This is a genomic window from Allobosea sp. 2RAB26 (assembly GCF_052115465.1).
In the GTDB taxonomy this organism is placed as follows: domain Bacteria; phylum Pseudomonadota; class Alphaproteobacteria; order Rhizobiales; family Beijerinckiaceae; genus Allobosea.
Map to the genome: position 1 here is coordinate 30,190 of NZ_JBFRGS010000006.1, position 11,115 is coordinate 41,304.

Annotated in this window: 8 protein-coding genes; 5 read left to right on the plus strand and 3 right to left on the minus strand. The window is 65.5% G+C overall.

The window, feature by feature from the left end; translation table 11 throughout:
- Positions 1 to 43: 43 nt before the first annotated feature.
- Positions 44 to 661 (minus strand): TetR/AcrR family transcriptional regulator, encoded by a 618-nt coding sequence (locus AB4118_RS12690; RefSeq protein WP_441490069.1) that lies wholly within the window; start codon positions 659 to 661, stop codon positions 44 to 46.
- Positions 658 to 1,845 carry an acyl-CoA dehydrogenase family protein gene (locus tag AB4118_RS12695; RefSeq protein WP_441490070.1) on the minus strand — a complete coding sequence of 396 codons (1,188 nt, stop codon included), beginning with the start codon at positions 1,843 to 1,845 and terminating at the stop codon, positions 658 to 660. The genes AB4118_RS12690 and AB4118_RS12695 overlap by 4 nt, the downstream gene beginning before the upstream one ends.
- 106 nt (positions 1,846 to 1,951) lie before the next feature.
- Between AB4118_RS12695 and AB4118_RS12700 the strand changes: the two genes are divergently transcribed.
- Together AB4118_RS12700 and AB4118_RS12705 are read left to right on the plus strand one after the other, a co-directional pair.
- Positions 1,952 to 3,535: an acyl-CoA carboxylase subunit beta gene (locus AB4118_RS12700; RefSeq protein WP_441490071.1), complete on the plus strand. Its 1,584-nt coding sequence runs from the start codon at positions 1,952 to 1,954 to the stop codon at positions 3,533 to 3,535.
- A gap of 8 nt (positions 3,536 to 3,543) precedes the next feature.
- Positions 3,544 to 5,535 (plus strand): acetyl/propionyl/methylcrotonyl-CoA carboxylase subunit alpha, encoded by a 1,992-nt coding sequence (locus AB4118_RS12705; RefSeq protein WP_441490072.1) that lies wholly within the window; start codon positions 3,544 to 3,546, stop codon positions 5,533 to 5,535.
- Between the two features lie 183 nt (positions 5,536 to 5,718).
- Here AB4118_RS12705 and AB4118_RS12710 read toward each other — a convergent pair whose 3' ends face one another.
- Entirely contained in the window at positions 5,719 to 6,228 is a 510-nt protein-coding gene (locus AB4118_RS12710; RefSeq protein WP_441490073.1) for a hypothetical protein, read from the minus strand.
- A gap of 336 nt (positions 6,229 to 6,564) precedes the next feature.
- On the opposite strand from AB4118_RS12710, the gene AB4118_RS12715 reads away from it, so the two are divergent.
- From AB4118_RS12715 to AB4118_RS12725, 3 genes are read left to right on the plus strand one after another with little or no spacing between them, the layout of a single operon-like run.
- Entirely contained in the window at positions 6,565 to 8,865 is a 2,301-nt protein-coding gene (locus AB4118_RS12715) for a DUF3141 domain-containing protein (RefSeq protein ID WP_441490074.1), read from the plus strand.
- A gap of 8 nt (positions 8,866 to 8,873) precedes the next feature.
- Positions 8,874 to 9,848, plus strand: coding sequence for a phosphate acetyltransferase (locus tag AB4118_RS12720; protein WP_441490075.1), 975 nt, complete (start codon positions 8,874 to 8,876; stop codon positions 9,846 to 9,848).
- A 3-nt stretch (positions 9,849 to 9,851) separates the two neighbouring features.
- On the plus strand, positions 9,852 to 11,066 hold the full coding sequence (locus AB4118_RS12725) for an acetate/propionate family kinase (RefSeq protein ID WP_441490076.1): 1,215 nt from the start codon (positions 9,852 to 9,854) through the stop codon (positions 11,064 to 11,066).
- Positions 11,067 to 11,115: the final 49 nt, after the last annotated feature.

The window sequence follows — 11,115 nt, forward strand, 5'->3', positions numbered from 1 at the left end:
AAAACCGCGTTAAGGCAGCCGGAACTTGTTGCAGCGCAATGCGTCAATCGGGCGTGGCAAGCCGCGGCGCAATCAGAGCGGCGAATTCGCGTGCCAGTTCCGGGATGTCGAAGCGCCCGGGGCGGTACCAGTCGGTGGAGCCGTTGAGGGCGCCGAGCAGGAAGAGGCGCAGCGCCTCCGGCGAACGCTCTGCGGCGATCACATCGGCGGCCTGAAGCTCGGCGATCAGGAGACGCCAGACGTCCTCATAAGCGCGGCGAACCCTGCGCACGCTGTCCGGCACCGACATCGCGCCGAAGGCAAAGGCCTTGATGCTCGCCGAGGTGTAATCGCCATGGCCATGCAGCGCCGTCAGATGTGCGTGAATCGCGCATTCCAGCCGGGCACGTGGCTCGGCCCCCTCGGATCCCTGCAAAGCGGCAACCACCGCCTCCTGAACGAAGCGAACGCCGTCATTGACGACGGCCTCGACGATCTCCTCCTTCGACGCGAAGTGATAGTAGAGGCTGGCCTTGCGGATACCGACCGCCTCGGCGATCTCGCGCAGGGTGGTCTGGTGATAGCCACCCTGGCGCAGCAGGCGTGCAGCCGTGTCGAGGATCAGCCGGCGCGCGCCCCCTTCTACGGCACCGCGCTCCGCTTTCGTCGTCTGAATGCTCACAACCGCTTCGCCACCTCTTCCAGCATGACTTCGGTGGCCCCGCCGCCAATCGACTGGACCCGCGCATCCCGCGTCAGGCGTTCAATGGCGCTTTCGCGCATGAACCCCATGCCGCCATGGAACTGCAGGCAGGCATACATCACCTCGTTGACCAGTTCGCCGCAATACGCCTTGACCATAGAGACCTCGCGCGTTGCCTCAGCGCCACGGGCGTCGAGCCAGGCGGCGTGATAGACGAGCTGGCGCCCCGCCTCGACCTTGGCGGAGAGCATGGCGAGCTTCTGGCGGATGGCCTGCTTTTCCCAGAGTGGAGCCCCGAAGGCTTTGCGGGTGCGGACATAGTCCAGCGTGAGATCGAGCGCAGCCTGCGCCTCGCCCATCGCCATCGCGCCGATGACCGTGCGCTCATTCTGGAAGTTGCGCATGATCGCGTAGAAGCCGCGCCCCTCCTGGCCGAGCAGGTTCGCGGCCGGGATGCGGCAGTCCTCGAAGACGAGCTCGGCGGTGTCGGAAGAGCGCCAGCCGTGTTTGTCGAGTGCGCGTGAGACCCGGAAACCGGGCGTTCCCTTCTCGACCAGGAAGATCGAGACCGATTGCGAGGGCCTGGCCGAGAGATCGGTCTTGGCGGCGACGCAGTAGAGATCGGCATGGACACCGTTGGTGATGAACATCTTGGCGCCGTTCAGGACATAGGTTTCGCCCTCGCGCCGTGCCGTGGTGCGGATGCCCTTCACATCCGAACCCGCGTCAGGCTCGGTCACCGCCACCGCGCAGATCGTCTTGCCGGCGATGATGTCCGGCATGTAGCGGTCATGCTGCGCCTTGCTGCCGGCATTGAAGACATGGACAGAGGCCATGTCGGTATGGACCAACGCGGTGATAGCAACGCCGGAGAAAGTCGAGCGACCAAGCTCCTCGGCGAGGATCACGGTCGCCAGCGTATCCATCTCCGAGCCGCCGAATTCGGCGGGGTAGCGGATGCCGAAGAAACCGAGCTCGCCCATCCGACGCAGCACCTCCCGCGGCACGAAACCGGCCTCCTCCCAGGCGAGCGCATGCGGCTTGATCTCGGTCTCGACGAAGCGGCGCAATTGATCGCGCAGCGCCTCGTGCTCCTCGGTGAAGTAAGGCGAGCGGCGCAGCTCTTCGTCGGTCCTGGGCCCCAGTCTGTCCACCGCCGTCATCGCACTCTCCCCGGTGATTGACCTCTCGGCGCAAAGTCGCCTACCTAACGGACGGTAGGTGACTTGATCAACGAGATCAAGGGCGAGCGCCGAGGCGGGAGGAACCATGTCTGCAGGCTCCACGAGCGAAGCGCGCGCAAACGTGCCCCCGCCTCTCACCGAGATGCTCGCCACCCTGCGCGAGCGCCATGCCCTCGTCGCCAATGGCGGCGGCCCCAGAATGCGCGAGCGGCACGAAACGCGCGGCAAGATCATGGTGCGCGAGCGCATCGACCTGCTGCTCGACGCCCAATCCCCCTTCCTCGAACTCTCGCCGCTGGCAGCCTGGGGGCTCTACGGCAACGAGGTGCCCGGCGCCGGCATCGTCACCGGCATCGGCACCGTCTCCGGCCGTGCCTGCATGCTGATCGCCAATGACGCGACGGTGAAGGGCGGCTCGTTCTTCGCCGAGACAGTGCGCAAGCATCTCAGGGCGCAGGAGATTGCCGAGGAACATCGCCTGCCCTGCCTCTACCTGGTCGATTGCGGCGGGGCCTTCCTGCCGGAACAGGACCGGGTCTTTCCGGACCGCGACCATTTCGGCGGTTCCTTCTACAACCAATGCCGGATGTCGGCGGCCGGCATTCCCCAGATCTCGCTCGTCTTCGGCGGCTGCACCGCCGGCGGCGCTTATATTCCAGCGCTGTCCGACGAAGTGATCATGGTCAGGGGCACCGGGCGCATCCATCTCGGCGGCCCTCCGATCGTGAAGGCTGCGATCCACGAGATCGTCGATGGCGAGACCCTGGGCGGGGCCGAGATGCACACCCAGGTCTCGGGCGTCAGCGACCATCTGGTCGAAACGGAAATGGAGGGCCTCGCCAAGCTCCGCGAGATCGTCGGCTCGCTCGGCGAAATCGGCAGGCTGGGCGCAGCGCCCTACCCGTCCGTGCCACCGCGGCTCGATGCGGCCGAACTCGAGCACATCGTCCCGACCGACCTACGCAGACCCTATGACGTGCGCGAGGTGATCGCCCGCGTCGTCGACGACAGCAGCTTCAATGTCTTCAAGCCCGATTATGGCGCAACGCTCGTCACCGGCTTCGCCTGCATCCACGGTTACCCCGTCGGGATCATCGCCAATAATGGCGTGCTCTTCTCGGAATCGGCGCTGAAGGGCGCCCATTTCATCGAGCTCTGCGACCAGCGCCAGATCCCCCTGATCTTCCTGCAGAACATCACCGGCTTCATGGTCGGCACCGCAGCCGAACGCGGGGGCATCGCCAAGCATTCCGCCAAGCTGGTCTATGCCGTCTCGAATGCGCGCGTTCCCAAATACACCGTGCTGATCGGCGGCTCCTATGGCGCCGGGAATTACGGCATGTGCGGGCGCGGCTTCCGGCCACGTTTCCTGTTCTCCTGGCCGAATGCCCGTATCGCCACGATGAGCCCCGAGGTTGCAGCCACGGTCGTCACGGAACTGCGCCGCCAGAGCCTGAAGGGCGCGGCCGACGAGGCAACGATCGCCGAGCTCGATCGCAGGACGCGGGCCCAGTTCGAGGAGCAGAGCGACCCGTATTATGCGACTGCACGGCTCTGGGATGACGGGATCATCGAGCCGGCGCAGACGCGCGACGTGCTCGGCCTGTGTCTCTCGCTTGCCGCAGGCGAAGCGCGCGACACCTCCCCTCGCCCCGTCTACCGGATGTGACCGCCGCCATGTTCGAGAGCATCCTGATTGCCAATCGCGGCGAGATCGCCTGCCGCATCATCAAGACCTGCCGCCGTCTCGGCATCCGCGCCATTGCAGTCCATTCCGATGCGGACCGTGACGCGCTGCATGTGCGCCTCGCGGACGAGGCCATTTCCATCGGCCCGGCCCCCGCGCGCGACAGCTATCTGCGAGCCGACCGGATCATCGAGGCTGCACTGGCGACAGGCGCGCAGGCGATCCATCCCGGCTATGGCTTTCTCTCGGAACGGCTCGACCTGATCGCAGCCTGCGAAAAGGCAGGAATCACCTTCATCGGCCCTTCGGCCACCGCCATCGATGCCATGGGCGACAAGATCCGCTCCAAGCAGATCGCGCGCGAGGCCGGCGTGCCGGGCGTGCCCGGATATGACGGGGCCGACCAGTCCCGCGACGTGCTGAAGCGGGAGGCGTTGCGCGTCGGTCTGCCTGTCATGATCAAGGCCTCTGCCGGTGGCGGCGGCAAGGGCATCCGCAAGGTCGAACGGGAGGAGGATCTCGATGCCGCCATCTCCGCGGCGGGCAGCGAGGCACAAGCCGCATTCGGAGACGGGCGCCTGCTGATCGAGAAATTCGTGACGCGCCCGCGCCATGTCGAGGTCCAGGTCGCGGGCGACAGGCACGGCGCCATCGTCCATCTCTTCGAGCGCGATTGCTCGGTGCAGCGCTCCAACCAGAAACTGATCGAGGAAGCGCCAGCCCCGAACCTGCGGGATGAGACACGCGCGGCCCTGCATGACTACGCCTTGAGGTTGTCGCGCGCGATTTCCTACGACAATCTCGGGACCGTCGAATTCCTTGTCGATGCCGTGACGCAAGAGGTGTTCTTCCTCGAGATGAACACCCGACTGCAGGTCGAGCACCCGGTCACCGAAGCGATCACCGGGCTCGATCTGGTGGAATGGCAGATCCGCATCGCGGCAGGCGAGCCCCTGCCGCTCGCCCAGGGAGAGATCCGCTGCTCGGGCCACGCCATCGAAGCCAGGCTGACGGCAGAGCGGGCGGAGCACGGCTTCCGGCCCGATACCGGTGTGATCAGGCTGTGGCGGGAACCGCAGGCGGCGCGCGTCGACAGCGGCATCGCAGCCGGCAGCGAGGTCACGCCGCATTACGATTCCCTGCTCGCCAAGGTCATCGCCCATGCGCCCGATCGCACGAGCGCGGCCCAGCGGCTCGCCAGAGGGCTGGATGGGATGGTGGTGCTCGGGCCGGCGACCACCCGTGCGTTCCTGGCGGATGCCCTGAGAACTCCGAGCTTCACGAGGGGCGAGGCCACAACCCTGTTCCTGAGCGAGAATTTCCCGGGAGGCTGGAAGCCGCAAGCCGTGCCGCAGGACCTGCTCAATGCGGTGGCGGCGGCCCTCTGGCTCACGGCGCGCGGGACCGAGCCCGACGGCACGCCATGGCATGCGCTCAAGGGTTTTCGCCTTCTCGCGCCTGCCGGAAGGCCGGCGACGACGCATCTGGCCATCGGAGCCGGCGCAGATGCGACGCGGCTCACTATCGAAACCCATGGTGGCTTCCTGCGCGTCGCGTCAGCAGGCGGCCAACATGACATCGCGCTCCGTCGGGGGGCCTCGGACGCCGAGTGGGTGGTGACCATGAGCGGGGCGAGCCAGATGGCATACGCCGTCTGCGATACCCAGGGTCTGCTCCTGCGCCTCGGCGGCTTCGAAGGCCGGATCGAAATCGCGCTTGCGATCGAGGCCGCAGCAGCGCGCCGCGATGCGGGCGGCGATTCCGGCAGCACCGTGCGGGCACCGATGCCAGGAACACTTGCGGCGTTGCATGTCGGCGCCGGCGACACCGTCGAGGCCGGGCAGATCGTGGCCGTGTTGGAATCGATGAAGCTCTTCATGGAGTTGAAGAGCCCCGCCGGCGGAACGGTTCAACGGATCGGTCCGAGGGCCGGATCGACGGTGGCAGCCGGCGACATTCTGGTCGTGATCGAGCCGGTCTGAGCGCGAGCGCGGTGCCGATCGCCTCGCGTATCGGCCCGAACAGTGGATTGCGGCCCTCGGGAAAGCCGATGCAAACACCGAAAGTTAGATCTTCGGACCGGACAGGAGATCCGGTGCGATCGACACTCATAATTTAGAGCATGCTCAATGCGAAAAACCGTTGCCACTTTTTCGCAGCATGCTCTAGGTGCCCACCGCCTTCGTCGGCGCGGGCGTCTTCCTCACCGTGACCCGTGCCGAGGCGAGGCGCCGATAGAGCGTCCGCCGGCGAAGCATGGGCAACCAGTCGTAGAGGAACATCTCGGCCGGCCTCCAGATCACGACCCAGCCGACGATCACGAAGCTCTCCTGAAGCACGCGCGCGAACGGCCCTTCGATACGCTCCGACAGCCACCAGCCAATGAAGAGACAAGCGCTCAGGACGATGAGGCCGATCAGGAAGGCCAAGCGACCGTCCCGAAACAGCTGCCGCATCGCCTTTGTCTCAGATCGCGCGCGCCCGTCGAACCAATTGCCGATGGCCGCGACGAGATCGGGCGCCGCGCCGCCGGCTTCGCCGTCCGCCGCGATGTCGATGAGGATTTCAATGGCGCGATCCTTGGGCAGCTCCTCGGCCCATTCGACGATGTACTGCTCGGCATCCGCCGACAGGTCGCGCTGGCGGAAGGGAAACGGATCGAGCGTGTTGAACAACTGCGCGCCATCGGTCAGGCTCAGTTCGATCGTGCTCGCGTTGCGCAAGCCCGGAACTGCATTGTCAGCCATCAGTCACCGCCATTTCCCATGATCGCGCCAACACCTCTGCCGAACCGCATGTCGAAATACCGGCCGAAGTTATCGCATCCTGCCCTGAATATCCTGCCGACGAGCCGGCTTGATTGAAGTCAATTCCCCGCACCGGCGAATACCGCATATGACAACCACCTCTTGCATAGGTTGCGTGGGCGTCTCAGTCTGGTGATATTGCAGTGCAAAAGATCATCGTGAAGTTTCTGACGTATCGGCCCCCGGCCATATGAGGACAACGATATGGTGAGCGCATATTCCACGACATCGCCCGGCGCTGCCGCTGCGACGGCCCATTCCGGCTCAGATCTCGCCGCGTATCTGGTCGACGCCGCCCAGCGCAACGTGCTGATGCTCGATGTGTTGCGCCGGCGCGGCGACAATTATCTCGACCATCTGGCGATGGCGGCTCCCAATGTCCTCGGATTTGGCTTCGAGATCGTCATGAGCGGCCGTAGCCTGCCCCGCCCGGTCAATTACGGCCTGGTCCGGATCATTGCGCCCGAAGGCGTCGTCACGGACGAGTCCTCGCGCCCCTTCATCGTCGTCGATCCGCGTGCCGGCCATGGTCCGGGCATTGGCGGCATGAAACCCGACAGCGAGATCGGCGCAGCGCTCGCTGCCGGACATCCCTGCTATTTCATCGGCTTCCTGCCGGATCCGGTCAAAGGCCAGACGATCGAGGATGTCGGCTGCGCCGAGGCTGCCTTCATCGAGGCCGTCACCAGACGCCATCCCGGCTATTCCGGCAAGCCTTGCGTCATCGGCAACTGCCAGGCCGGCTGGGCCGTGCTCGGGCTCGCCGCCGCCCGGCCCGAGCTGATGGGGCCGATCATGGCCGCGGGCGCGCCGCTGGCTTATTGGAATGGCAAGGACGGGCTCAACCCGATGCGCTATTCCGGCGGCATGCTGGGGGGCTCCTGGCTCACCTCGCTGACCGGAGATCTCGGCGCCGGCATCTTCGACGGCGCCTATCTCGTTCAGAATTTCGAGAAGCTGAACCCGGCCAACACCTGGTGGAGCAAGCTCTACGATGTCTGGTCGAAGGTCGACACCGAGGCCGAACGCTTTCTCTCCTTCGAGAAATGGTGGGGCGGGCATGTGCTGCTCAACCGCGAAGAGATCGAATTCATCGTCGAGCAACTCTTCGTCGGCAACAAGCTGACAAGGGGGGAAGTGACGCTCTCTTCCGGCAAGCGGATCGATTTGCGCGAAGTCACCTCGCCGATCGTCGTGTTCTGCTCCTGGGGCGACAACATCACGCCGCCGCAGCAGGCGCTCGGCTGGATCACCGATCTCTATGGAAGCGACCTCGCGCTGATCGCAGCCGAGCAGACGATCGTCTACTCCATCCACCCGCAGGCCGGACATCTCGGCGTCTTCGTTTCAAGCTCCGTGGCGAAGAAGGAGCATACCGAACTCACGGAGAACATGGATCTGATCGACATCCTGCCGCCAGGACTCTGGGAAGCCGTCATAACGCCGCGCGAGCCCGGCCAGGACTACGCCGATCTTGTGACCGGCAACAATATCCTGCGCTTCGAGGCGCGCAGCCTCGACGACATTCGCGCCCTGGGGCTGAACACGGCGGAGGATGACCGCCGGTTCGCGACAGTCGCCAGGGTCTCCGAGATCAATGCCAGTTTCTACAAGACCTGGCTGCGCCCATTCGTGCAGGCTACTGCCACGGCGCCCGCTGCAGAGCTGGAACGCCGGCTCAATCCGCTGCGCTCACAGTTCGAGATCTTTTCGCACAACAACCCGTTCATGCGCGGCGTCAGCGGCTGGGCGGAACTCGTGCGGGAACACCGCCGCCCCGCAGCCCCGGACAATCCATTCCTGGCCTGGCAGGAGATCATCTCGCAGAACATCGTCGCCTCGCTCGACCTGTTCCGCGACATCCGGGATTCCACGACCGAACTCGTCTTCAAACAGATCTACGGCGCGCCTGCCTTGCAGGCGGCGCTCGGCGTCACCGACGAGACGGCGCGCCCGTGGCCAGCCGATCGCGAGCGCGGCGTCGCGGCGCTCGAAGCAGGTCGTTCCGACCTGACTCAACGGGTCGGCCGCATCAGCGCCAAGATCGCGATCCTGCGGGCGGTGATGTACGTCCTGGCGGCGCGCGGCGGAATCGACGAACGGATCTTTGCCGTCCTGCGTCGCCTGCACGGCAAGCATCAAAGTCTCGACGGCATGACGCTGCAGCAGTTCAAGCTCAACGTCCGCGAACAGTTCTTCATGCTGCGCTTCGACGGCGAAGCGGCGGTCGCAGCGATCGCCACGGTGTTGCAAGCCGAGGCGCCCCATATTTCGCTCGAGGAATTTCACGACATTCTGACCGCTGCAGGGCCCCTCGAAGGCGAAGCGCTTGCCCGTTTCGAGCGGATCAGCAGGATGTTTCCTGCCTCTTCGCCGGCGCGTGAGCAGCACGAGACCGCAAGCAATCTGCACCGCCTGCCGAGCCAGACGGCTGTGCAAGAACGAACAGTCCTCGACACCCCGTCGAAGGCAGCGCCCCGCCGCAGATCATCGCCGAGGAAGTGAGGCGCAGAATGGTTCAGCCTTCCCAATCCGCCGCAGCCCCCAAGTCAGGCGATGCGCGCGGCAAATACGAGCGCCTGATCGCCACGGCGCGCGCGCTTCCGCCGGTCGCGACGGCCGTCGCCCATCCCTGTGACGAGTCTTCCCTGAGAGGGGCCCTCGATGCCTCGGCGCTGGGCCTGATCAAACCCATCCTGGTCGGTCCTACCGCGCGGATCATCGCGACCGCAAAGGAGAATGGGCTCGACATCGCGGGTTTCGAGATCGTCGATACACCGCATAGCCATGCGTCCGCCGCCAAGGCGGTCGAGCTCGTGCATGCAGGCAAGGCGGCCTTGCTGATGAAGGGCAGCCTGCATAGCGACGAATTGCTCGCCGAGGTCACGAACAAGGAGACCGGCCTGCGTACAGGCCGGCGCGTCAGCCATGTCTTCATCATGGATGTGCCGTCCTATGCCGAGCCGCTCTTCATCACCGACGCGGCCGTGAACATCTTTCCCGATCTCGACGCCAAGCGCGACATCATCCAGAACGCCATCGATCTGCATGTCGGGCTCGGCCTGGGGGCCCCGAGGGTCGCGATCCTCTCGGCCGTGGAGACCGTGACCACCAAGATCCCCAGCACGATCGAGGCGGCAGCGCTCTGCAAGATGGCCGATCGCGGCCAGATCACCGGAGGCCTGCTCGATGGGCCACTGGCGCTCGACAATGCGATCAGCCCGGAGGCGGCCAGCATCAAGGGCATCGTCTCGCCGGTCGCGGGCCGCGCGCAGATCCTGGTGGTGCCCGACCTCGAAGCCGGCAACATGCTGGCGAAGAACCTGACCTTCCTGTCCGGGGCCGATGCCGCCGGCATCGTGCTCGGCGCGCGCGTGCCGATCATTCTGACCAGCCGCGCCGACAATGTCCGGACCCGCCTCGCCTCCTGCGCCGTTGCCGGGCTCTATGCCCATGCGTTGCTGCAGGCCAAGCCAATCGGAGCCTAGCCGGTGACCGAGGTCCTGTTCGTCGTCAATGCCGGCAGCTCGAGCATCAAGTTCAAGCTCTACTGCGTTGCAGGCGATGATATCGAGCTGATGTTCGGCGGCGCCGTGGACGGGATCGGAACCCGTCCGCGGCTCAAGGCAAAGAGCCATGACGGAACGTCGCTGATCGAGCGCAGCTTCACCGTCGCGGAGGTTGCGAACTCGGCGCAGGCGCAACAGGTCGTTGCCGACTGGGTCGTCGGCGAGATCCGGGACATGGCCATCATCGGGATCGGCCATCGCGTCGTCCATGGCGGCCCGGTCTATTCGGCACCGGTGCTGGTCGACGACGCGGTAATGAAGACGCTCGAAACCTTCATCCCGCTCGCGCCACTGCATCAGCTCAGCAATCTCGACCCGATCCGCGTGCTGCGCCAACGCCGGCCCGACCTGCCGCAGGTCGCCTGCTTCGACACGGCCTTCCATCGCGGCCATCCCGAACTCTCAGACCGTTTCGCCCTGCCGCGTGCGCTCTATGACGAGGGCGTCCGGCGCTACGGCTTCCATGGCCTGTCCTATGAATATGTTTCGAAGGCGCTGTACGGCATCGCACCGGAGATTGCAGACAAGCGGGTGATCATCGCCCATCTCGGCTCCGGGGCTTCCGTCTGCGCCTTGCAGGGCGGCCGCAGCATCGAGACGACGATGGGCTTCACCGCGCTGGACGGACTGCCGATGGGAACGCGCTCGGGTTCGCTCGATCCCGGTGTCGTCCTGCATCTGATCGAGCAGAAGGGCATGAGCCCGGCCGCAGTCGGCCAGATGCTCTATCACGAAAGCGGCCTGCTCGGGCTGTCCGGCATCAGCAACGATGTGCGCGAACTGCAGGAGAGCGAGAGGCCCGAGGCCGCAATGGCGATCGACTTCTTCAGCCTCCGCGTCGCGCAAGCCATCGCCAGCCTGTCGGTCACGCTCGGTGGGCTCGACGGCATCGTCTTCACGGCCGGCGTCGGCGAGAACGCCTGGCAGGTCAGACAGAACGTGGTTGATCGCCTGCACTGGGCAGGACTGTCGCTCAAGGCCGAGGCCAACCTGCGCAATGACAGGCGCATCGATGCCGAAGGCAGCCGGACGCAGATTTTCGTCGTCGCGACGGACGAGGAACGCATGATCGCGCAGCATACGCTGCGGCTGCTTCGGAGCACCGGAGTGGCTGCGCGAGAGCCCGCGCGGTCATAACGCAGGATCAGGAAGCAGCCGGTTCTCGCCGCAAGCGCAACCGCCGAGC